We start from the raw sequence: 21,623 nt of genomic DNA on the forward strand, positions 1-21,623 counted from the left end.
GACGGTATTCGTTTATACCATAAAACGAATGAATGCTATGTATCGAATTGCCTGCATCTTGGCGCTCATAAGCCTTTGGAGTATTACAAGCTGTCAAAACCAAACTTCGACTTCTACTGCCAAAACGAATGATATGACCATGAAAAATCCGTATTATTCACGAACTGATACGTTGCCATTGAAGGTATCGGACGAAGAATGGAAGAAAGTCTTGCCTGATAGCGTATATCAAGTTGGCCGTAAGAAAGCGACAGAAATGGCCTTTACGGGTAAATATTGGAACTTTTCGGGCGTGGGAACGTACTATTGTGCAGTTTGTGGAAACGCCTTGTTTCGTTCGGGGGCTAAGTTTGCAAGTACGTGTGGGTGGCCTAGTTTTTTTGAACCCATGCGACCCACAAGCGTGATTTATGCCCCCGATAAGTCGTACGGAATGGAGCGGGTAGAGGTGCTTTGTGGACGTTGCCATTCGCACCTCGGCCACATCTTTGACGACGGCCCAGCTCCTACGCACAAACGCTTTTGCATGAACTCCATCGTACTAGATTTTGTCCCCGACGATAGTACTCAGGTGGATATTCCCTAAGCTTACTCAAACAACTTTGCCACTCCAAATGCCGCTGCGGCCGCTACTGCGCCAATGAGCGTTACTTTAAGAGCTCCTAGCCACGGGTGTTGTCCTGTGGCTTTGCTCTTAAAGTATCCAAAGATAAAGAGACAAATCAGCGTTGTGACGGCCGACCAAATGAGTCCTTCAAAAGGAGTAGAGGTGAAAAAATAGGGCAACAAGGGCACCATGCCCCCAAAAGCGTACGAAATTCCAATCGTCAGGGCGCTTTTACGAGCTTGGTTGGGGTCGGGTTTTTCGAGGCCAAGTTCATATTTCATCATAAATTCAACCCATTTGTTCTTGTCTTTCGCAATCTCTTGCGTCACTTTTTCTTGCAACTCAGGACTAAGCCCCATTTCGGCGAAAATCTCTTTGGTTTCGTCAATTTCGCGTTGTCGGAGATTTTCTATTTCCCAATATTCACGTTTTTGCTCGGCATCGTAGTGCTCTACTTCCGTTTGCCCAGCCAAAAAACCACCCAAGCCCATCGCGATTGACCCCGCCACAATTTCGGCGATACCTGCCGTTACGACCAACGCGTTGCTGTCAACAGCACCACTCAAACCCGCTGCAAGGGCAAACGGAACCGTTAGACCATCGGACATACCAATGACGATGTCGGTAATAAAGGCAGAACTGGTGAGGTGTTCTTCTTTGTGAAGAATACTATTTTCGTGGTGGCGGATGGTATCCATTTTTTTGGGAAAGTTAATTGTTGAGCATGCCCGAGTCAATCCACTTTTTGACCAACCCAATCTGACAATCTGAGAGTTTCAAACTACTACTAGGCATGGGTTGATAGCCCGATGCGTGCGTGATGGCTCCGTATAACTTGCCGTTTTTGGCCAAAGTTTGTACGTTGGCGTAGCCTGTTAAATTGATGTTTCCCGATTGGGTGGTGCTATTGTGGCAACCCGTGCAATAATAGTCAAAGATAGGCACTAAGTGCTTTGAATAACTCGCTACCTGCGTAGAATTTGTGGAACCGCTGGTTTCGCACGTGATATTTTTGGCACCTTGGTCAATCCATGACGCAATCAGTTGAATTTTATCGCTGCTCATGGGCGCGTTGGGCGGTGGCGGCATTCGTTCTCTACTGGTATCAATGATGACCTGATACAGTTTACTTTTCTTGGCGTTTCCTGCCGTAATGCCTTTGCGAACTATTTTTTCGTACGACGTGAGGTCATAGCCTTCTTCGGCGGTCTTGGAATCGTGACAGCCACTCGTGGCGCAGTTGGCTAAAAAGAGGGGCAAAATGGCCGTGTTAAAACAAACCTGATTCTGGGCGTTGGTGGTAGTAGGAGCGCCACAGGGCAAAGAATCAAGGGCAGCGGTACTCCCGCCTCCTCCGTTGGTATCGCTTCCGCCGCTGGTACTTGTGTCAGATGGAAGTGGGCCACCTTTTTCGTACAAACAACCTCCCAATAAACCCATTAAAATTGCGAAAAAAAAGGCGTTGATGAATGCTCTCATGTGCTTACTTTTTTTGTTCGTACGGGACAAATGAAAAGTTGGTTTTGACCGCAATCACTTCGGCAATTTTCTCAAAAACGAGTTTCGGGACTTCAATTTTGTGGTCGGTTAGCGGAACGTTGAATTCACAAACCAACGATGCGCCCGTTTTTGTTACGGTCAGTTTTCCCGTCATCGTACGTTCTTTAGCAACACCGTGCATGTTCAACATTCCTTTTGCGGTAATCGCTTGTACCCCTTCTTTACTAAAATCAACCTTTTCCTGAATTTTTCCCGTAAAAGAAGCCGTTGGGTATTTGTCGGATTCTAAGTAGTTTTCGTTGAAGTGCTCTTGCATCAGCTTGTTCGGAAATTCAAACTGCGCCACTTGCATTTTTACGGCCACTTCGCTGGTTTTGGTGTTGAGAATGGCCGTGACGTTTTTGTTCAAACCTGAAATATTTTCGAGGGGTGTTTCAGAGAAAAAACTTATCTGAGCGTTTCTTGCAATCAGGACGTCCTGAGCCAAGACATTGCCCATCATTAAGCTGAGGAATAAAATCAATGGAAATTTCATAGTGGTAGTTATTTGTGCGTTTTTTTAGCGTCTCGGTCAAAGCTAAATACGCGTGAAATGTTGAATCCGTAGAAAATATCGCCTTTGCCCCAACTTCCCGTGGTGGCGCCAATAAATTGGTTTTCAATCATCCCGCGTGAGTTAGACAAATGCAGTTGGAAGACGTGCCCGCCCGTTTCGATGTCAAAACCGAGTGATAAACAATCTTTGTATTGTGGGTCACGAACGTAGGCCGTACCGATTTTTTTGACGGTATAAAAATATTCGGCGTTGAACGAAGTACGTTTGCTAAGTTTGAAACGGCCTCCAATGCCCGTGCCAAAAACGTCGTTTTCGTCGATTTGGCTTTCGGTTTTGTTGCGGTGTAAAAACGTGGGACTCAATTGCAAGGAAACTCGGTCGTTGAACTTTCGAGCGATGAGCAACTGACCCACGTACATTTGGCGTTCGAGGTTGTTATAAAATTTCATGTCGGGCGCAGTGGGCATCGTATTGGTATAAGCCCCTGCAAAAACCGCAATACTCACAGGCTCGAACCACCGATTGGATTGTCGCAAAAGCTTGTATTTGGCAAAATAATCGTACGTTTTTTGGTACGAACTCCGCCCCGCTCCAATCATCAAACGGTCTGTAACGCCGTATTCTAGTCCAATCCGAATGCGTGATTCGTCCAACCCCCATAAATTGGAAAAACCTGAGTTTAAAGCCCCAAATCGGTGAGAAATCCGAAAATCGAGGTGCTTTTTAGCGATGGTTTCAACGGATTGGCCATTGATGACCCGTGTCGATTTAAACGTCGCCGTGGCATACAAAGGGCCTGTCGATTCGTTGTCAAGCATTTTGAGGAGGTCATCTTGGGCCATGGCGCTGCCATAGCTCAAGATGAATACTATTAGAATGATTTTCTTCATGACTGATTGTCAATTATGCAGCTTTAACTGTTAGGGTAGAATTCAAAAGTGTCGTTTGGTATATCTTCAACCCTTTTTTTCCTTCCGTATTTAATCCTTTGCCCGTTTGGTCGAAGCGAGCGCCGTGGGCAGTACAATACCATTCGTTGTTCTTAAACGTAATTTGGGTCTTACCCTCGTGACTACACGTAAGGGTAGCGGCAATGTAAGTAGTTGCGTTTACGCGAGCAATCACCACCCCGTTTTTAATGACATAACCACCGTTCGTTTTTAGTTGGGCGTTGGACGCATCGGCTAAATCGACGGTAATATCACCAGCGAGGGGTGCCACGTTTGATTCGTTTTGGCAACTGTCGAGGGTGTAAAGGGCGAAAAGAGCCGCGCCTGAGAATCCAAGTTTTTTCAAAAACTCGTTTCTTTTGATTTTTTCTTGCTGATTCATAAAATGTATTTAGACGTTTGTGTAAAACAGTAAGTGGTAAACTTTGCCCAAGAATCGCCGCCTTGGGCAAAGTCGAATTCAAGAAACCCTACTAAGCAAATGTGTCTGACATCAAGTTGTCAAACCATTTGAGCATATCTTCGTGAAAATCTTTTGATGCGCCGTTTGATTCCACAACGCCTTTGCCCGTTGGTAACATAGTCGCAGTGGCAGGGTCATAACGGAACACCACCGACAACCAAGAGGCCGTTGTTTTGGTGATGGGAGTAAAACAAGAGGAATTGGTGATAGGCGCCTGATTGACCGTTTCTCCACGGAACAATTTGATAATGGCATCAACGCATACTTTCGCTTCGGCATTGGCAATGTGGCCTGCTTTGGGCTGCGTAGTTGACGAAGCATCACCAATAATGTGAACATTTGGTACGGCCGTTGACTCGTACGAAAGCACATTTACTCCCGCCCATCTTCCGCCACCTGCATTGGCCAGTCCGATGCCCGATTGGGTAATCAAGTTACCTGCTTTGTGCGTTGGAATGGCGTTAATTACTTTTCCATTGAACGACCCTACGGCCGTATTTACTGTACCTGTGTTGGCATCAATGCTGTTGATAGTAGCGCCTGGCACGTACGTGATGATGCCTTTGTGGGTGTTGTTAAAAGCATTCGTAAAGTTGGTAGGTTGTGCCTGAATCCCTGAGTTCGCATCCAGAATGATTACTTTTCCGCCGCCTTTTACGCGTTTTAGGTAATCAGCTACCACGCAAGCACGCTCGTAGGGGCCAGGCGGACAGCGGTACGGTTTGGGTGGAATGGTCAAGATAAAGGTGTCATTCTTGGTCATTGATTGGATTTGCGCTTTCAGGGCCGTTGTTTGGGCCCCTGCTTTCCAAGCATGCAAAATTTTGGCTTGATTGTCGGCCGTTCCTGAAAGTGGAAGTGGGTCAAAATCAATGCCTGGAGCTAAAATCATACGGTCGTAGGCCAGCGTTTTTCCGTTGCTCAGGCGAACATTTTTCCCGATGGGGTCGATGTTGGTCACGGCACTGGTTTCGAGTTTTACGCCGTATTTACTAACAAGGGTATTGTAATTAAAGGTAATTTGACTCAAGGTACGGTCGCCTGTTAACACCATGTTACTGAATATGTTAGAGTAATAGACCGCATTGGGTTCAACGAGGGTGACTTCTACTCCCGTTCCACCCCACAAACGTAGAAACTTGGCGGCAGTAGTACCTGCCATACCTCCTCCCACCACAACCACGCGGCCACTTACGCCCGTATTGGTGGGTATTTGAATGGGTGCATTGGAAAGAATAGTGCCATCGGCGAAGGCTTCCTGTATAGCAGCTAACCCCAAGGCAGAAGCCCCAAGATGATTGATAAAATCGCGTCTTTTCATAATCTGTCAGTAGTCTCTAGGTTAAAAAAATTGGTTAAAAAGGCTTCCTGAAACCGCCAGGAAAGCACAAGAGGATTCGACTTACACCTACGCAGCAGGGAAGTTTAGAAGAAAAAGAGGAAGGCGGAATTATTGCTTTGAAAAAAAATCGGCGATTAGTTTGATTTCATCCGCGGTGTACGCTTGGGCGTGTACATTCATAATGTCTGCACCTACGCTTTTGCCTTTCATCTCATTGAGTTCACCAATCAACTCCGTCGTTTTCATGCCCGCTAAGTGTTCCATACCGTAGCCGTTGGTGCCGTGGCATTGAAAACAGTTGGAAGCCATGAGCCTGCCTGGGTGCTCGGTGACGGCCGCCGCACGGGCACTTTGCTGAGTAAGTCCAGTAGTTGGGGTTTCGGCCAGGAATTGTTCTTTACAAGATGAAAAAATAACCGCGCTGACCAGTGCGCCTACGGCAATTTTTGGTTTAAAAGAGGATAGATTCATAAAAAAATAATTTAATGGTTAAACAAGTGTAAAGGAGGAAGGTCATTTATAATAGCATACGCTGGTAGGCATTTGAAACGCTTCTTCGGTACCTCATTATTTTTTTTATTTTTTTGAAGAAGCATTCTACGTATCTTTCTCGTATTCTAAATCGTAAGAACCTCAACGCAGCAACAAGGGTGATTTTCAAAAGAAAAAGTAGCGCTACTACGTGGCAAGAAGTACTGGAAGGGTGTCTTAGGCGAGATACAAAAGCGCAGCGTCAGTTGTATGAACGCTACGCCAATTTTGCCAAGAATACCTGCCTCAGGTATGCTCAAAATGAGGTAGAAGCGGAAGAGATGGCCAGTGACGGATTTTTAAAAGTATTTGATAAAATAGAAAAGTATGATTCTACTCAGCCGTTTGAAGGGTGGCTGAAGCGGATTATGATTAATACCGCTATTGACCATTATCGACGGAACTCGCACAAAATCAGCTGGTCTGATTTAGACGAAGCATCGCAAGTGCCTTATTCGGATAGTTATTACAAGGATGAACACCTGGTAAATATTACGGCTGACGAAATAATGATGTTCGTCCAACGGCTCCCAGCATCGTACCGTGCGGTTTTTTCGCTGTCGGTCGTCGAAGGGTACAACCACAACGAAATCGCAGAAATGCTCGGAATTAGCGAAAGTGCATCACGCTCCAACTTGTCGAAAGCCAAGGCAAAACTGCAAAGTTGGATTAGTGCGTATGTTATTCAACAAGATGAAATCACACACAAACATGAATAATGATTTTTTTGAACGGAGAATCAAACAACAACTGGAGTCCGTCAACCGCCCGATGAGCCCCGAGGGCTGGGAAACGGTCAAAAAGAGATTGCCCGTTCCTTGGTATTTGTCGTTTTTAAGAGAGTGGGGATTGCTGACCATGGGCGGACTTATTTTTACGGGTTTGCTCGGGAATCTTTATTATCAGTTTAAAAATCAGCAGCTTATAAGACGACTCTATGAAGAAAATTCTATCTTAAAACAAGATGTAGCAACGCTGCGGCGAACGACTTCCTCATCGGCGCAACTCGTCACCGCTCACCAAGTAGATACGGTTTATATCATCAAAAAAATGGTGGTAGAGCACCGCTATGTGTCTAACACTGACGAAAACGGTTATCAATTGGCCAGTACGAATGCTAGTTCAGAAGGAACTAAAAATCAGCGGTTAAAAAAGGAAAATGTAAAGAAAAATCCAACGCAAGTAGCACTCGAAGCGCGTGGCGCAAAAGCAACGGATACCCTGGCGGTAGCGGCTACCGAGAAACCGCTCGAAGCGCAACCGACGGAAGCCGTACCAACCGAGCCAACACCGAATGAAACCACTGCGAAGGACGATTCCTTGACCACAGAACCAAAACCAGTGGCGCAGTTGCCTATTTCAAAAGACACCACGGCCAAAGCTGCACCTCCCTTAGCAAAGAAAACGTTCAAATTCCCAACACCACGCGTACGGGTAGGGGTAGAATCGGAGTTTGGGCTCCGAAAAATAGGCGTCGGGCCGAGTGTGGAACTGTTTTTATCGCCCAATTTTAGCATTTCAGCAGGCTTACACGCCCATTCATTTATGAGCCAAGAGTATGAGACTGTCAAAGAATATAATGCGGCCACAGGGCTAGATTTTGTCAAACAATTTGCCGACGTCATTCCGCCCAATGATCATTTGGAAGAAATCGAGACGCACGTTTCAACGGTTGAAATGCCGATTGGGTTCAAGTATTATTTACCACTGCGGCGCGATTTTTCCTTGGTTTTTGCCACGTCCACCAACGTGGATTTACGGGCTTTTAATCAAGTAAAGTTTGAAGCGTACAAAGATGGAGCAGAGCAATACCTTTCTGCCGAAACCAGACACGTGCCCAAATCATTTTACGAATATACGTTTGGGCTGGGTATTCAGAAGAAATGGAAGCAAGGCATTGCGCAAGTACAGCCCTTTGCCAATTTTTCGTTCCGTCAACCCGAATATGCCGTTGGGGGGAACAATGTGTTTGGAATAAAAGCCTCGTTGTGGGTAGAGTTTGGGAAAAAGTAAATTGGTTCTTTGGGTAAAAACAACGGCTTAGTCTCTCATTTTGAAGGTTCAATAGAAAAAAATTGAGCGAATTGTTTTCGTATCGCAACTTTGGTGTCATAAAAAACGGACTACACAAAGTAAACAACTTGCGGATGAAAACGAGCGAAATTTCTTGGAGCTGGGTAATTTTTAGTGGCGCCTTTGCACTGGTAGGACTGGTGTGTTTGGGGTTTGCTTACTATTTCTGGAATAAAAACAGAAAACTAAAATCAAGCGGACTAGAAACGACCGCTTTGGTGATTGCTCATTATAAAAAGCCGCAAATTCCCCCTTCTACGGCCAAGGCCGTTGTGATTCAATTTACCGATAATCGTAACCAAACAAGGGTATATTACTCATCGCTTTACACGACGCCCGTGCAATTTCAGGTAGGTGAAACAATTCGCATTTGGTACCAAAAAAGCAACCCCAACGAGGTATTGATGGAAGGCAAAGATGAATGGCTACTTCCTACCGTGTTGGGGGCCTTTGGGGTGGTATTTTCGTTGATTGGGCTGCCTAGCTTACTCAAGGAATTGTTTTTCTAGCTAATAGTTTAAAAATTTTACCCGCAGATGGGCGCAGAATAATGCAAGCGCAGATTTTCGCAGAGAAGGGAGTTTTAATTGTCATTATTCAGCGAAAATCTGCGGCTTTAAATCTGCGAATATCTGCGGGTAAAGAATCAATGTACTTATTCTTCTGACTTGTTTTTCAGGCTCATCAAAAGCGTATAAGCGCCTTTGACGACGAAATTTTGCTGACTGGGCGCTGGAGATAAAATCTCGGTAAAGCCATTTTCAGTATTTCCTACCTTGACTTCGTTCATCAAATATTCTTTATTTGATTTCTGGACAAACGCGTACTGTTTGCCTTGGTACCTCACGATGGCATCTTCGGGAAGAACGTAGGCTTGGTTGTTTTTAACTTCTACTTCCGCGTTCATGTAGGTGCCTGGAATGAGGGCTTTGTCATACTGTCGAAAGTGACATTGTACTTCCGTGGCACGGTCAGACGTAAGGTCTTTCCCAATCATAATTACTTCTGAAAGGTGTTTTCGCTCGGGTTGATTGTTGGTATAAGCCCAAATTTTCTGCCCGATGTAGAGTTTATCCACGTCTTTTTCAAACACTTTCAGTACCAAGTGAATGTCCGAAGGGTTCACCAATTCAAACATAACTTCGGTAGGCGAGACGTACTTACCGATGTTGGTGTTGATTTTAGACACATAGCCGTTGATGGGCGAAATAACCTTAACGGTACGCGTAATGTTGTTTTCGCTCAAATGGTCGGGATTGATGCCTACCAACCGAAGTTTTTGGGCCAAGGCGCTAATCAATACTTTTTGGCTCCGAAACTCCGCTTCCGAAAGCTGGTACACTTTGTCGCTGCTGGCTTTGCTTTGATTGAGGTCTTTTTGGCGCAAATACTCGTTTTCGAGGAAGTTGATTTTGGATTTTGCCGTCAAATAATCCTGTTGGAGTTGAATGTACTGCTGGTCTTCCATCACAGCCAACACTTGCCCTTTGCGAACGTTCATCCCTACCAACAAATCGGTTTCTTCCAAATAACCACCCGTAGGTACGCTGATGGAAACCACGTTTTGGGGTGGAACTTCAACGCGTCCGTTTACTTTTAACACCGACGAAATAGGCCTTTGGGTCAATGCGCCCGTTACAATCTCGGCGTTTTTGAGCTGGGCATCGCTGAGTTGAATCAAGTTTTCATCCGCTGGGGCAGCGGTCGCGTTGGTTTCGGAGGTTTTTTTACTGCAAGCTGTTAGAATAAAAACGGCTGCACAGAAAAGGAGTCCGCTCAAAAAAGAGGGAGCGAATGGCATTTTTGGGAATTTTATGGTACGTTTCATAGGAGTCGAAGTATTAATTGGTTTGACTGAAATACTGGAGCTGGATAGCAGCGTTGTTGAGGTTTTTGACTGCCTCTACGTAGTCGTTTCGCACCGTGGTGGCTTGATTGACGAGCAGAACCCACTCCAGATAATTGATGTTTCCTGCCAACAATTGTTGGTTGGCGGTGGTCATAATCAATTGAGCATTGGACAAAGCCGTATTTTCAAAATAAGTGACCGTATTCAGAAACTTCTGGTACTGGGCTTTGGCCGTTTGGTAATTGGTTTGAAGCGATTGAACGCCTACTTGAACGTTACTTTCAGCGATGAGTTTTTGAACTTTAGCGCTGTTGATTTGGGCTTTTTGAGCCGCTGCAAAAATCGGGATTCCTACGCCAAACTGTACCGATTGAAAGCGGTGAAAGCCTGTATATGATTGATTATCAGCGCCTATTCCTCGGATGCTTCCGTTGTTGTACAGCACCGAAAGGTTCGGCAACAAGCGTGCTTTTTCAACCTGAAAACTAGCCTCGGCTACTTGTTGCTGTTGCCGCAACCACCGTAAATAAGGGTGGTCGTTGAAGGAAAGAAGTTGAGAAGAGGAGGCGAGTTTGAACGCCAAAACGGTCGGAGTAAATAGGGTCGTTGTATTCAACAGCAGTTGAAATTGCCATTGAAGCGCTTCGGAATCAAACTGAAGTTGATTCAACTGCGTCGTAATTTGCCCCAATTGCGTTTCGGCTGTGGCTTTTTCAAGGATGTTACTCTCACCTTTGGCAAGCCGCAATTCTGCCCGTTTGAAGAAGTCGGTATAAAGGGTATCGGCAAACTGGAGCAACCGTTTCTTTTGTTGTAAATACACCAATTCGTAAAAAACTTGGGCAACTTGCTTCCGAACGTCCGCCTCCCGAACGTTGACGGCCAACACACTGCGTTGCCACTCGGCGTTCAATAAATTTTGTTGGGTTTGATATACTTTCGGAAAGCTAAACGATTGACCAATACCGACTTTGGAGTCAAAATAAACGCTGTTGATTTGTCCCAATTCGGCTGTGACGGTCGCTTGAGGGAGCGCTTTGGCGGTTTTCGTCAGGGCTTGTTGGTAAGCCGAAACGAGCTTTTCGTTTTTGATTAATAAGTTGTTTTTCAGTGCGGTATCAATCGCTGCTTCCAACGTAATGGGCGTTTGAGCTTGCGTTGAAAAACTAATAAAACCTAACGCCATGAGAACGGCTAGGGGAGGCTTTTTTCCAATTTTTTCAAACGTCATGTATAAAATGGGCAAGACAAACAACGTCAGAAAGGTAGCAATCATCAGCCCGCCAATCACGACCGTAGCAAGTGGCCGTTGGACTTCGGCACCTGCGCCGTTGCTGATAGCCATCGGCAAAAAGCCCAGAGAAGCGACGAACGCCGTCATCAATACGGGGCGAAGTCGAACTTTGGTGCCGTGGATGACAATTTGTTTGACGTCTTCTAGTCCGCTCGCTTTGAGTCGGTTAAATTCAGCAATGAGTACAATGCCGTTTAAAACGGCTACCCCAAACAAGGCAATAAACCCAACGCCCGCGCTGATACTAAAGGGCATTCCGCGCGCGGCCAAAAGCAAAATCCCCCCAATGGCCGACAGAGGAATGGCAGAATAAATGAGCAGTCCTTGTTTGACGGAATTGAAGGCGAAAAAGAGCAACAGAAAAATCAACGCCAACGAAACAGGTACGGCAATCATCAGCCGTTCTTTGGCTGCGTTGAGGTTTTCAAACGCCCCGCCGTACGTAATATAGTAGCCCGTTGGGAAGCGAATCTCTTGGACTACTTTGCCTTGGAGTTCATTGACAATGCTTTGAACGTCGCGACCGCGAACGTTGAACCCTACGACAATGCGACGCTTGGCGTCCTCTCGCTGAATTTGGTTGGGTCCTTCTTTGATTTGAACATCGGCCAATTGATACAGCGGAACTTGCGGGCCGTTGGGTGTGGGAATCAGCAAGTTTTGAACCGAAGTCAGGTCTTTCTTTTGCGCGCCACTAAGGCGGACGACCAAGTCGAAGCGTTTTTCTCCTTCATACACCATGCCGCTGCTTTGCCCCGCAAAAGCCGTATTCACTACCCGATTGATGTCCGTAATGTTGAGGTTGTATTGGGCAATGGCGTTTCGGTTGTACTGAATCACAATTTGGGGAATCCCCGACACGGTTTCCACGTAGAGGTTTTTGGCGCCGTCGATTTTTTCGATGAGCGCCCCTAGTTTATTGGCGTAGGTGGCAAGCGTATCTAAGTTTTCTCCAAAAATTTTACAAACTACGTCTTGCCGCGCGCCCGTCATTAGTTCATTGAAACGCATTTGAACGGGAAACTGAAACCCTGCCGTTACCCCAGGGATTTCGGCCAAGGCTGCTCCCATTTTTTCGGATAATTCACTAAACGATTTGGCAGAAGTCCATTCTTTTTTGTCTTTTAAAATCACCATCATGTCGCTGGCATCCATGGGCATGGGGTCGGTAGGGACTTCGCCACTCCCAATTTTTGTGACCACTTTTTCCACTTCTGGAAAGCGAGTTTTGAGAATATGCGCCGCTTTTTGGGTGCTTTCAACGGTCGTGGAGAGGCTACTTCCTGTAAGAACGCGGGTGTCCACGGCAAAGTCGCCTTCTTCGAGAGCAGGGATAAATTCGCCGCCCAAAGTACTGAAAACCAAGATTGAGATAGCAAAAAGAGAAATCACGCCGACTAAAACCATTTTTGGGAACTCTATGATTTTGGTAAGGGCTTTTTGGTAAAACATTTCCACTTTTGCCATGAATCGGTCGGAGAAATTGGGGACATGATGAATTTTTTTACTCAAAAACACCGAACTCATCATGGGGATATACGTCAGCGAAAGCAAAAATGCGCCCAATAAGGCAAAAGCTACGGTTTGTGCCATGGGTTTAAACATCTTTCCCTCAATACCTTGGAGGGTAAAAATGGGTAAATAAACCACCAGAATAATGACTTGTCCAAACACAGCACTGTTCATCATTTTACTGGCCGATTGTTTTACTTCCGTGTCCATTTGGGGCTGGCTAAGGTGCGTTAGTTCGGTAAATTTTTTGTTGTGGGAAAGTTGGTGCATAACCGCCTCCACAATAATCACCGCCCCATCGACGATAAGCCCAAAATCTAACGCGCCCAAACTCATCAGGTTGCCGCTGACGCCAAAAAGGTTCATCATAATGATGGCAAACAGCATCGCCAATGGAATCACTGACGCAACCAGCAAACCCGCGCGGAGGTTGCCCAAAAAGAACACAAGTACTAAAATGACGATTAAGGCACCTTCTAAGAGGTTTTGTTCTACCGTTCCAATGGCATTATTAACCATTTTGGTTCGGTCCAAAAACGCTTCAATAACCACACCTTCGGGGAGGGTTTTCTGAATTTGGGCAATGCGCTCTTTGACGTTTTTGATTACCTCGCTGCTGTTGGCACCCTTGAGCATCATCACCACCGCACCTGCTACTTCTCCTTGGTCGTTGTAAGTCATGGCGCCAAAGCGGGTGGCATATCCTAGTTTTACATCGGCTACGTCTCCAATAAATAAAGGTGTACCCCCGCTGAGGCTCTTGATGGCAATATTTTTGATGTCATCCAACGTACCTACCAGTCCCTCACTGCGAATATACAGCACCGTAGATGCTTTTTCGATGTAAGAACCTCCCGTATTTTGGTTATTGGTTTCGAGGGCTTTGAAGACATCATTGATGGTAATTCCGTACGCTTGTAGTTTGTTGGGATCCACTTCAATGGAATATTGTTTGAGTTTGCCTCCAAAGCTACTCACTTCCGCAACGCCCTTTACACCAAGGAGTTGGCGGCGGACTATCCAGTCTTGGATGGTTCGTAAGTCGGTTTCGTTGTACTGTGATTCGTAGCCTTCTTTGGGACGAACTACGTACTGATAAATTTCGCCTAAACCCGTCGAAACAGGGCCTAGTTCAGGTACTCCAATACCTTGAGGAATTTCAGCTTGGACTTTTTGGAGGCGTTCGGCTACTTGCTGCCGTGCCCAATAAATGTCTGTGGCATCGTCAAAAACGATGGTTACTAGCGATAACCCAAAGCGTGAAAAGCTTCTTATTTCGATAAGTCCCGAAATGTTGTTATTGGCTTGTTCGATGGGAAAGGTAACTAAGCGCTCAATGTCGGTCGCTCCCAATGACGGCGCAATCGTAATGACTTGTACTTGATTGTTGGTGATGTCGGGGACGGCATCAATGGGGAGTTTGGTTACTTCGTAGGTTCCGTAACCGATGAGGGCAAGGACAAATAGCCCAATGATGAGTTTGTTCCTGACGGAAAACTCAATGATTGAATTTAGCATGGCAATGATGTAAAAATGAAACAATAGCATCGCCTCGCGGCACTAAAAAGAGCAGCAAGGGAAAAAAAGGAGCCAATAGTGGCTCAAAAATGTTTCATTAGGCGCGTTGGGGCGGTTGCCAAATCGCTGATAAATAGGTAGCTAGCAAATCCGAATCAGAATAAAAGGAAGGTTTTTCTGATTGTAAAACGACCACGCGAGGTGCTAAAGGCTCAAACTTCGGAAAAAGATAAATGGGAACTTGAAACGACCCACAGTCATCGTGCGACTGAAACGGCAGTTGCTGGTCGCGGGCGGTGTCGCCATCATCCGCGTGATTGACAGCATAGTGGTGATAAATAAAACTGAAGAAAGAAGTACCCGCGTCGCGGTGTTGGTGTTCGTGGAAGTGTACTACAAGCACAGGCAACTTGAGCAACTGATTACAAGGAGTTGCTGAAAGTAGGTAAATTGCCAATAAAAGCTTTGAAATGAACCCTTTCACGAGTGAATTTTACAGTAAAACAACCTAAATAACGACAACGAGTATTTGTTTTTCAATGATGGTTGTCATAATCCAACGTAATTACGAAGAAATTGGTGCCTACATGGGATACTTTTGGGGAAGAAAAATTACTTTTACTTTTTAACCATACCCCTTACCATCATCATGCTTCTCAACAAACGTGAATTCCTCCAGTCTGTGACAGGATTGGTCGCATTGAGTCAAACAACAGTGGATACGGCTTTGGCAGCTTTTCAACATCAATCACCCGAAGAAATAGCCCAAAATGAAAAATTTTGGGCAGAAGTTCGTAAAGGCTTTACCGTGACTTCGGAGTTTATTCACCTCGAAAACGGCTATTATGTTTTGGCATCCGACGAAGTGCTAAATACGTATATCCAGCACGTTAGGGACATCAATAAAATTTCATCGCGTTATATGCGGACGCGGCAGTTTGATGACAAGCTGGCCGTGCGGAAACAATTGGCGGAATTGGTGGGCGCTTCACACGAGGAAGTAATCATTACGCGTAATACCACAGAATCGCTCGATACCATCATTTCGGGCATCGACTGGAAAGCGGGCGACGAAGTGGTGATGGCTTTCCAAGATTATGGTGCCATGGTTGATATGTTTAAACAACAAGCTCGTCGCTATGGGATAGTGAACAAATTTGTTTCGGTACCGAATCATCCTGCCTCCGACGACGAAATTGTGACGCTTTACGAACAAGCCATTACGCCTAAAACCCGCCTTCTGATGGTGTGCCACATCATCAATATCACAGGTCATATTTTACCCATTCAAAAAATCGCTGACATGTCGCATGCCCGTGGGGTAGAGGTGATGGTGGACGGCGCACACGCGGTAGGGCATTTTGATTTTAAAATCCCTGATTTGCACTGTGATTACTACGGAAGCAGCCTTCACAAGTGGTTGGGGTGCCCGTTGGGGGCAGGTTTATTGTACGTAAAAAAAGAAAAAATCAATCAAATTTGGCCTCTATTGGGAGAAACGGGCTATCCCGACGACGACATTCGGAAACTCAATCACACGGGTACGCATCCCGTTCATACCGATTTGGCCTTGGCTGATGCCATTAATTACCACAAAAAAATTGGCATTGAACGAAAAGAAGCACGGCTACGGTATTTGCAAACATATTGGACGTCCAAAGTCAGAAACCATCCTGGCATTGTGGTCAATACTTCTGCGGATCCTACCCGCCACGGTGCGATTGGAAACGTGGGTGTAGCCAAGCTTTCGCCTGCAGAGTTGGCCAAAACGTTGATGGAAAAATATAAAATTTGGACCGTCGCGATTGACTATGCCAACGTTCACGGGGTGCGCGTAACGCCTCATTTGTTTACCACCACCCAGGAATTAGACACGTTTGTGAAAGCGTTGAAAGAACTAGCAGGCTAAAAAAAAGCCCTTCCAAGTTAACATTGAACTTGGAAGGGCTAATAAAAAAAGTAGAAAGCGATTATTTACGACTTGCTTTCCAAGCGTTGAAATCTACCATGTTAACTTGGCCACGAATTTCTCCACCCTTGTTTACTGCTGTGTGAATGTTTGCATAAAGCAATCCTGAAAACAGCAGATTTTCTTGTTGTTGGTTTAACTCCCAAGAACCAGAAATAGGAGAATTTAATGCACTGCCAAAGTTATAAACTACTGGCCCTGGTTCCCAGCTATTGCCGCTATGGAAGTGCCCCGCAGTAGCAGTAAGACCAGAGTAAGTGATTGTATAAGTGAGCTTTTTGGTCTCTTTGTTGTAAACACCCTCCATACGGCCTGTGGCACTGGTAGTGACGGGAGGTACTTCATTGGCACCTGTCAGCGTTGCTTCAAATTTGACCTCAGGATTAGTGTGTGGACCTTTTTCAGTACAGCTGACCATAACTCCCACAATCAATAGAGCGATGAAAAAGGGTAGAGCTTGCGTCAATTTCTTCATGGAATTTGCTGATTTGTTTTGTTTGATTATGCAATAATATTGTTTTCCGTGTCAATATCCAATAGTTTAGGGAGAAAAAATCCGTTATTGGATGGCCCAAACATCTAACTTTCTGGCGTAGAGCGCGTGTTCGTCCCACCAAATTTGTAACCATTCATCGGTTTCACTGAGGACAATGACTTTATTCCCTCGGGAAATCGCCTTTTTGACGGGCGCTGCTGAGGAGGGCGATTCGCGCAGGAAAGCTGTTTCCTTATTAATAATACCAATTTGGTAAAAGTCAGGCAAGTTGAGTAGTATAAGCAGGGTGCTTAGATACAAAATCACGACCCAAGTGTGGCGTCGTTGTATGAGTTCGTTGTGCCTTTTTTTCTGTACAAGCACCACGAAAGCATATATCCCAACAATCAACAAAAACAACGTAAAGTAAAGGGAGTATTTCCTAAAAAATAGAAAAATGAAACTAAAGTCATCAACTTCATAACCCGATAAATTGTAATTAGCCGCTGTTTCCGTAATTTTATTCAAAACGGCTTGCCTTGGTTGGCGGTTGTAAATCATACTCAAATAATACAACTCACGGGCATAGTCGTTTTGCTTTTCGTTGATGTACGCCAACTTATAATAAATAGGTAGAGGTGCGAGGGTTGTGTTTTTGAAGCCAGACAAGTAGCGTTCGTACAACACTTCCGTTTCTTCGATTTTACCATTCAAAAACAACGAATCAACTTTACGTAAATTGACGGGCTGAGCCTGCGCCGACAAGGTAAATAAATACCCTATCGCCATCAAAAGTTTGATGAACGTTTTAGCCGAAAATTCGATGTTTATAGAAAAATTCAAGACCTGATTATTAGTTGTTAAGTTTTACAAAACCACCATCAATCAAATAATCACAACCAGTAATAAAACCAGCTTCATCTGAACAAAGATAAAGCGCGAGGCTGGCAATTTCGGACGGTTTTGCCATGCGTCCAATCGGCTGAGATTTTGATAATTTTTCAAACATTTCAGCTTCTTTGCCAGGGTAATTTTTGGCAATAAAACCATCCACAAACGGTGTATGAACGCGGGCAGGAGAAAGACAATTGCAGCGAATATTGTCGTGCAAATAATCTTTGGCTACCGAAAGCGTCATTGCAATCACCGCCCCTTTGCTGGTCGAATACGCAAACCGATCAGGAATACCGACGGTACCTGCAATCGAAGCAGTGTTTAAAATGACGCCACCACCTTTGCTTTGAAAATGAGGAATGACCGTAAAAAGACAATTGTACATCCCTTTGACGTTGACATTCATCACCCGTTCAAAATCACTTTCGCTGGTTGTATGGGCTTTCCCAACGTGCGCCACCCCCGCGTTGTTGACCAAAATATCAATGGGATGCTTTTGGATAATGGCTTGAATCGTTTCGACTACATCTGCTTGTTTTGAGACATCTACCGCGTGTGCTTCTGCCTGAAAACCCTGTTGCACCAATTCATCGGCAACGGTTTGGGCTTGGGCCTGGTTGAGCTCAAGAATGTGAACATAAGCGCCTTGTTGCGCAAACAACTGGCTGATTGCGAGTCCGATACCACTGGCTCCGCCAGTTACGAGGGCTACTTTATTGGTGAGTGTGAACATGAATATTGAAATGCGGCTTTATAAAAAGTAAGTCATCAAGTGGGCAAAAATACCGTGATTTTGCCGAAAAGACCTATATTTCAGAAGCAATTTTAAAGAAAGCCTGCAAAACACTGATTTAATCTTTCTTTTCGTTTAACCCGTATATTTATTGAACGTACCACACTCCAACCCAATGGCGCAGGCCATAGACATTGAACGTATGAATACTTGTTTAAAAATGACTTGGAAACTTAGCCGTGTCTTATTGGCTTTTTATCTGGTAACAATGGCCTTGTTTGGCTGCCAAAGCGAAACGCTAACCCCTTTTATTGATGAACAAATTGCTTCGTACAAAGACCTTTATGACCAATCGTATGGTACAGATCCTCTGCAACGTTTTGACATTCATTACCCCGAAACTGTTTCTGGAAAACCATCTGAAGTGTTGATTTTATTGCATGGAGGGTCTTGGTCGGGGGGCGATAAATCATTTTTAACTCCCAGTGTCGAACAGCTTAAAAAAGCACAAAAAAACTTGACGATTGTTAATGCCAACTACCGCGTGACTAGCAAAACAGGGGTAAGAATTGGGCAGCAAATCGAAGATATTCAACAATTGGTGGCTTTTTTGAAGCAAAAGGCGGGAACTTATCACCTAAACGAAGGAGCTTTTGTCATCGGGGGAGTGAGTGCGGGAGGGCACTTGGCGATGCAGTACAGTTATACCCATCCCACGGATGGTGTACGGGCGGTAGTGGGCATTGTAGCCCCCACCGACCTGACCTCCAAAGCGCTGCGTGAAGCAGGTTTAGAAAAATCGATTGTGCAACTCATTGGAAAATCGTACGAAGAAGCACCGCTTGATTTTTTGCAAGCAAGTCCCTTAAATACGATGACGCCCTCCGCACCTAGAACCATCCTTTTTTACGGCGGACAAGATAACATCATCACGCCTGAGCAACGGGTATTGACCGAAGCAAAATTGACGTTGTACGGAATCAATCACCAAGTTTATTTTTACCCCGAACAAACCCACGATTTTTCAGCCGAGTTGCTGGCCGATAAACTGATTAATGTGTTTCGGGGTAGGTATTGATAAACAGCTTATTTAATGACCGCTAATGTTCCTTTAATGGTTTGATTGGTAAATTTTAAACCATAGTAATATTGACCAGCAGGCACTCCTTCAGCACACCACTTAAACTTTGTGTCAATAGAACTATAAACCAATTTTCCCCAACGGTTAAAAATCTCTATTTTCTCAAATTGAGGGCCACAAGCTACGCTCGAAATACCCTCGACAAAAAAGCAATCGTTTTTGCCATCGCCGTTGGGTGTGATGACATTGGGGGTATTTTGTTCGACATTAGTAGCCGTTGGTAAATTGCCTAAGCGCATTCTCACGGCGAGGGTATCGTTTTTGTTGGTGCCGCAGCTATTGTCTTGGGTGATAAAATGCACCACCATTTCTTTTCCTGCCATTGCGGCGTAGTCAGCACAGTTGGGTTTCCATTCAAAACGGGAAGTAAGGCGAGGATTTCCCGTTTTTTCGTCAAATTTCATTTGGTATTGTGCCAAGTTAAAGCCTTGTCCCTGCGCGTATAACCGCAGTTGATCGGCTTTGTCGGCATCGTCAGAATAAACGTCAAAAACAACCGAACCGCTCCCGTCGGCGGCGGGCAAAGGAACGTCAATAACGGCCGTAGAGGTAAGACTTGTCGATACTTTTGGCTTGTTGTTGGGGAGGGGGGACGCTTGCAGCCGAACCGTGACTGTATCTTTCACTTGGCGATTGCAGGCCACGTCGGTGACAATAAAATCAACAATGTACTCTTGCCCGACGGCGTTGCATGGGGGAACCCACGTAAAAGGTTGTGTAACAGTTCCTTTTCCCGTAGCGTTGTTGAAAGTCATGCCCACCTGATTGAGTTGAAAACCGCGCCCGCGTGCTTCCAACACCAGTTCATCGTTGTCTTTATCGCTGCCTATGACATTAAAATTGAGGGTTGTCCCTTGGGCAATGGCCGCACGGTTATTGGCTAAATTGGTCACTACGTCAGGGTTGTTGTTGAGTGCGCCTTCAATAAAGACTCTAATGCGCAACGTGTCAAGCAGCGGTTGGGGACAGCCATCGTCGGCTACGATGACTTCAACAATAACGGGCTGGTTATTACGGCTTTCGACGCATTTTTCAAAGCAAATCTGCGCCTTCAACGTATCAGTTGCCGATTTGGTGACGTAAGTAAGCGGATTGGCTGAGACACTGGCGTCGTCAAAATTGATACCAATCGTACGAAGCGTCAGGCGTTGATTAGGGTCGCGGTCGGTAATCAATATGTCCAAACATTTCGACTGGTCGCGTTTGATCGTGAGCGTTTCGCCTTCCTTATAAAAAGCGGTTTTCCCTGCTTCTCGGTAGAGGGCGGTTGGCGCAAAATTCTGGGGGCAATCCACCACTTTAAACTGAAATTCTCGCCTTACAGCCCCAATTTTGACGCCTTTTCGGTATTCTTCCACCAACACCGCAAAAACGTAAAGTCCTGCTTTGTCGGCGGTAACGTTGAGGATGCCCGTTTGCCGATTGATTCTCAACGGAACGGGGCCTGGAATCATGTTTTGATCACTGATACCCGCTGCCCAAGTGACCTGTGGATAGGTGCTGCTACCCCGCGCAACTGGTTCGGGATTGCTGGTATTGGCAAAACCCGCCCAAGGACGTGTTAGCGAATAGACCAAGCTATCGCCATCGGCATCTTTTCCACTAAAATCGAATGTGAAAGGGCGATTGAGGCAAATATAATCACCTTTCAATTCGCCAAATTTGGGGGTAGAATTGGTATAAGGTTGGTTGTTTTGTACCAACGCGGGAAATTCGGTATAAAAAGTTTCACCCGTACTTGCAGGATTTAGAATGTTGGTAATGATGCTATTTCGGCAGCAGCGTTCCCAAACGATGTAATAACCGCGCGGGTCATTGAAGTTTTGGGTATTGATAATAATTTCGCTGGAGTACCTAATAAACAGCGTGCGTAAATCGGCGTTCAACGCGCCACAAGTAGGATTGGTATAGCTAATGAGCTTTCGGGTGGTTTGCGGAAGCTCAATACTTCCCATGGAGGCATTGTCAGATTTGCGAAAGAAATAAAGCGTAACTGTTTGAGTTTCTGCGGCGGGACGACCATTGGCTTGGTCAAAATAAAAATTTAGCCCAACATAAAAACGGCTGGCAGCTTGGTTGGTTGGGTAGAACTCAATTTCGCCTCCCACTATGTGCGATGCCCACGAAAGGCTTGGCACAATCATCAAAATCCACAATGTGCGAAGTAGAATTTTTTTCATTTGGTTTTAGGGCTAAACTTCTCGTTGTACTTTTGT

20 protein-coding genes are annotated in these 21,623 nt (G+C 45.4%); 6 read left to right on the forward strand and 14 right to left on the reverse strand.

The features are described from left to right. Positions 1–37: 37 nt before the first annotated feature. A complete protein-coding gene (gene msrB / locus FHS57_RS17610; RefSeq protein WP_183975964.1) occupies positions 38–586 on the forward strand; it encodes a peptide-methionine (R)-S-oxide reductase MsrB in 549 nt (182 codons plus the stop codon). A 2-nt stretch (positions 587–588) separates the two neighbouring features. On the opposite strand, the gene FHS57_RS17615 is transcribed toward msrB, so the two are convergent. From FHS57_RS17615 to FHS57_RS17645, 7 genes are all read right to left on the reverse strand, one after another. Beyond that, positions 589–1,305, reverse strand: coding sequence for a VIT1/CCC1 transporter family protein (locus tag FHS57_RS17615; protein ID WP_183975966.1), 717 nt, complete (start codon positions 1,303–1,305; stop codon positions 589–591). A 13-nt stretch (positions 1,306–1,318) separates the two neighbouring features. After that, complete coding sequence (locus FHS57_RS17620) at positions 1,319–2,086, reverse strand: c-type cytochrome domain-containing protein (protein ID WP_183975968.1); 768 nt, start codon at positions 2,084–2,086, stop codon at positions 1,319–1,321. A 4-nt stretch (positions 2,087–2,090) separates the two neighbouring features. After that, positions 2,091–2,642, reverse strand: a complete 552-nt coding sequence (locus FHS57_RS17625; protein ID WP_183975970.1) for a YceI family protein — start codon at positions 2,640–2,642, stop codon at positions 2,091–2,093. A gap of 8 nt (positions 2,643–2,650) precedes the next feature. Then, a complete protein-coding gene (locus FHS57_RS17630) occupies positions 2,651–3,553 on the reverse strand; it encodes a DUF5777 family beta-barrel protein (RefSeq protein ID WP_183975972.1) in 903 nt (300 codons plus the stop codon). A 13-nt stretch (positions 3,554–3,566) separates the two neighbouring features. Next, positions 3,567–3,995: a QcrA and Rieske domain-containing protein gene (locus FHS57_RS17635; protein ID WP_183975981.1), complete on the reverse strand. Its 429-nt coding sequence runs from the start codon at positions 3,993–3,995 to the stop codon at positions 3,567–3,569. Positions 3,996–4,086: 91 nt separating this feature from the next. Beyond that, positions 4,087–5,397, reverse strand: a complete 1,311-nt coding sequence (locus tag FHS57_RS17640; RefSeq protein ID WP_183975983.1) for an FAD-dependent oxidoreductase — start codon at positions 5,395–5,397, stop codon at positions 4,087–4,089. 129 nt (positions 5,398–5,526) lie between these two features. Continuing rightward, positions 5,527–5,889: a c-type cytochrome gene (locus tag FHS57_RS17645; protein WP_183975985.1), complete on the reverse strand. Its 363-nt coding sequence runs from the start codon at positions 5,887–5,889 to the stop codon at positions 5,527–5,529. Positions 5,890–6,068: 179 nt separating this feature from the next. Between FHS57_RS17645 and FHS57_RS17650 the strand changes: the two genes are divergently transcribed. The 3 genes from FHS57_RS17650 (at position 6,069) to FHS57_RS17660 (ending at position 8,531) form a co-directional block, all read left to right on the forward strand. Beyond that, positions 6,069–6,668, forward strand: a complete 600-nt coding sequence (locus FHS57_RS17650; RefSeq protein WP_183976242.1) for an RNA polymerase sigma factor — start codon at positions 6,069–6,071, stop codon at positions 6,666–6,668. Further along, positions 6,661–7,962 carry a hypothetical protein gene (locus FHS57_RS17655; protein WP_183975987.1) on the forward strand — a complete coding sequence of 434 codons (1,302 nt, stop codon included), beginning with the start codon at positions 6,661–6,663 and terminating at the stop codon, positions 7,960–7,962. Before FHS57_RS17650 ends, FHS57_RS17655 begins: the two co-directional genes overlap by 8 nt. A 134-nt stretch (positions 7,963–8,096) precedes the next feature. Next, the gene (locus tag FHS57_RS17660) at positions 8,097–8,531 is read left to right on the forward strand and encodes a DUF3592 domain-containing protein (RefSeq protein ID WP_183975989.1); all 435 of its coding nucleotides are present in this window, start codon (positions 8,097–8,099) and stop codon (positions 8,529–8,531) included. A gap of 146 nt (positions 8,532–8,677) precedes the next feature. On the opposite strand, the gene FHS57_RS17665 is transcribed toward FHS57_RS17660, so the two are convergent. From FHS57_RS17665 to FHS57_RS17675, 3 genes are all read right to left on the reverse strand, one after another. Next, the gene (locus FHS57_RS17665; protein WP_229601377.1) at positions 8,678–9,850 is read right to left on the reverse strand and encodes an efflux RND transporter periplasmic adaptor subunit; all 1,173 of its coding nucleotides are present in this window, start codon (positions 9,848–9,850) and stop codon (positions 8,678–8,680) included. Positions 9,851–9,863: 13 nt separating this feature from the next. Then, positions 9,864–14,195 carry a CusA/CzcA family heavy metal efflux RND transporter gene (locus FHS57_RS17670; RefSeq protein ID WP_183975991.1) on the reverse strand — a complete coding sequence of 1,444 codons (4,332 nt, stop codon included), beginning with the start codon at positions 14,193–14,195 and terminating at the stop codon, positions 9,864–9,866. 97 nt (positions 14,196–14,292) lie between these two features. Further along, positions 14,293–14,679, reverse strand: a complete 387-nt coding sequence (locus FHS57_RS17675) for a hypothetical protein (protein ID WP_183975993.1) — start codon at positions 14,677–14,679, stop codon at positions 14,293–14,295. Positions 14,680–14,844: 165 nt separating this feature from the next. On the opposite strand from FHS57_RS17675, the gene FHS57_RS17680 reads away from it, so the two are divergent. After that, entirely contained in the window at positions 14,845–16,104 is a 1,260-nt protein-coding gene (locus FHS57_RS17680; RefSeq protein WP_183975995.1) for an aminotransferase class V-fold PLP-dependent enzyme, read from the forward strand. Positions 16,105–16,165: 61 nt separating this feature from the next. On the opposite strand, the gene FHS57_RS17685 is transcribed toward FHS57_RS17680, so the two are convergent. The 3 genes from FHS57_RS17685 to FHS57_RS17695 form a co-directional block, all read right to left on the reverse strand. Further along, entirely contained in the window at positions 16,166–16,639 is a 474-nt protein-coding gene (locus tag FHS57_RS17685) for a CHRD domain-containing protein (protein ID WP_183975997.1), read from the reverse strand. A gap of 84 nt (positions 16,640–16,723) precedes the next feature. Further along, positions 16,724–17,482: an SH3 domain-containing protein gene (locus tag FHS57_RS17690; RefSeq protein WP_183975999.1), complete on the reverse strand. Its 759-nt coding sequence runs from the start codon at positions 17,480–17,482 to the stop codon at positions 16,724–16,726. A gap of 10 nt (positions 17,483–17,492) precedes the next feature. Continuing rightward, on the reverse strand, positions 17,493–18,266 hold the full coding sequence (locus tag FHS57_RS17695; protein ID WP_028524718.1) for an SDR family NAD(P)-dependent oxidoreductase: 774 nt from the start codon (positions 18,264–18,266) through the stop codon (positions 17,493–17,495). 220 nt (positions 18,267–18,486) lie between these two features. Between FHS57_RS17695 and FHS57_RS17700 the strand changes: the two genes are divergently transcribed. Then, a complete protein-coding gene (locus tag FHS57_RS17700) occupies positions 18,487–19,344 on the forward strand; it encodes an alpha/beta hydrolase (RefSeq protein WP_221225658.1) in 858 nt (285 codons plus the stop codon). Between the two features lie 8 nt (positions 19,345–19,352). Here the strand turns inward: FHS57_RS17700 and FHS57_RS17705 are convergent, their stop codons facing one another. Further along, complete coding sequence (locus tag FHS57_RS17705) at positions 19,353–21,587, reverse strand: T9SS type B sorting domain-containing protein (protein ID WP_183976003.1); 2,235 nt, start codon at positions 21,585–21,587, stop codon at positions 19,353–19,355. Between the last annotated feature and the right edge of the window lie 36 nt (positions 21,588–21,623).

The organism is Runella defluvii (genome assembly GCF_014195535.1).
GTDB classification, from domain to species: domain Bacteria; phylum Bacteroidota; class Bacteroidia; order Cytophagales; family Spirosomataceae; genus Runella; species Runella defluvii.

What these genes read in the sequence shown, in the direction of transcription:
- msrB (WP_183975964.1), top strand. Translation starts at nt 38, where the DNA reads ATGTATCGAATTGCCTGCATCTTGGCGCTCATAAGCCTTTGGAGTATT.
- FHS57_RS17615 (WP_183975966.1), bottom strand. Translation starts at nt 1,305, where the DNA reads ATGGATACCATCCGCCACCACGAAAATAGTATTCTTCACAAAGAAGAA.
- FHS57_RS17620 (WP_183975968.1), bottom strand. Translation starts at nt 2,086, where the DNA reads ATGAGAGCATTCATCAACGCCTTTTTTTTCGCAATTTTAATGGGTTTA.
- FHS57_RS17625 (WP_183975970.1), bottom strand. Translation starts at nt 2,642, where the DNA reads ATGAAATTTCCATTGATTTTATTCCTCAGCTTAATGATGGGCAATGTC.
- FHS57_RS17630 (WP_183975972.1), bottom strand. Translation starts at nt 3,553, where the DNA reads ATGAAGAAAATCATTCTAATAGTATTCATCTTGAGCTATGGCAGCGCC.
- FHS57_RS17635 (WP_183975981.1), bottom strand. Translation starts at nt 3,995, where the DNA reads ATGAATCAGCAAGAAAAAATCAAAAGAAACGAGTTTTTGAAAAAACTT.
- FHS57_RS17640 (WP_183975983.1), bottom strand. Translation starts at nt 5,397, where the DNA reads ATGAAAAGACGCGATTTTATCAATCATCTTGGGGCTTCTGCCTTGGGG.
- FHS57_RS17645 (WP_183975985.1), bottom strand. Translation starts at nt 5,889, where the DNA reads ATGAATCTATCCTCTTTTAAACCAAAAATTGCCGTAGGCGCACTGGTC.
- FHS57_RS17655 (WP_183975987.1), top strand. Translation starts at nt 6,661, where the DNA reads ATGAATAATGATTTTTTTGAACGGAGAATCAAACAACAACTGGAGTCC.
- FHS57_RS17660 (WP_183975989.1), top strand. Translation starts at nt 8,097, where the DNA reads ATGAAAACGAGCGAAATTTCTTGGAGCTGGGTAATTTTTAGTGGCGCC.
- FHS57_RS17665 (WP_229601377.1), bottom strand. Translation starts at nt 9,850, where the DNA reads ATGAAACGTACCATAAAATTCCCAAAAATGCCATTCGCTCCCTCTTTT.
- FHS57_RS17670 (WP_183975991.1), bottom strand. Translation starts at nt 14,195, where the DNA reads ATGCTAAATTCAATCATTGAGTTTTCCGTCAGGAACAAACTCATCATT.
- FHS57_RS17680 (WP_183975995.1), top strand. Translation starts at nt 14,845, where the DNA reads ATGCTTCTCAACAAACGTGAATTCCTCCAGTCTGTGACAGGATTGGTC.
- FHS57_RS17685 (WP_183975997.1), bottom strand. Translation starts at nt 16,639, where the DNA reads ATGAAGAAATTGACGCAAGCTCTACCCTTTTTCATCGCTCTATTGATT.
- FHS57_RS17695 (WP_028524718.1), bottom strand. Translation starts at nt 18,266, where the DNA reads ATGTTCACACTCACCAATAAAGTAGCCCTCGTAACTGGCGGAGCCAGT.
- FHS57_RS17700 (WP_221225658.1), top strand. Translation starts at nt 18,487, where the DNA reads ATGACTTGGAAACTTAGCCGTGTCTTATTGGCTTTTTATCTGGTAACA.
- FHS57_RS17705 (WP_183976003.1), bottom strand. Translation starts at nt 21,587, where the DNA reads ATGAAAAAAATTCTACTTCGCACATTGTGGATTTTGATGATTGTGCCA.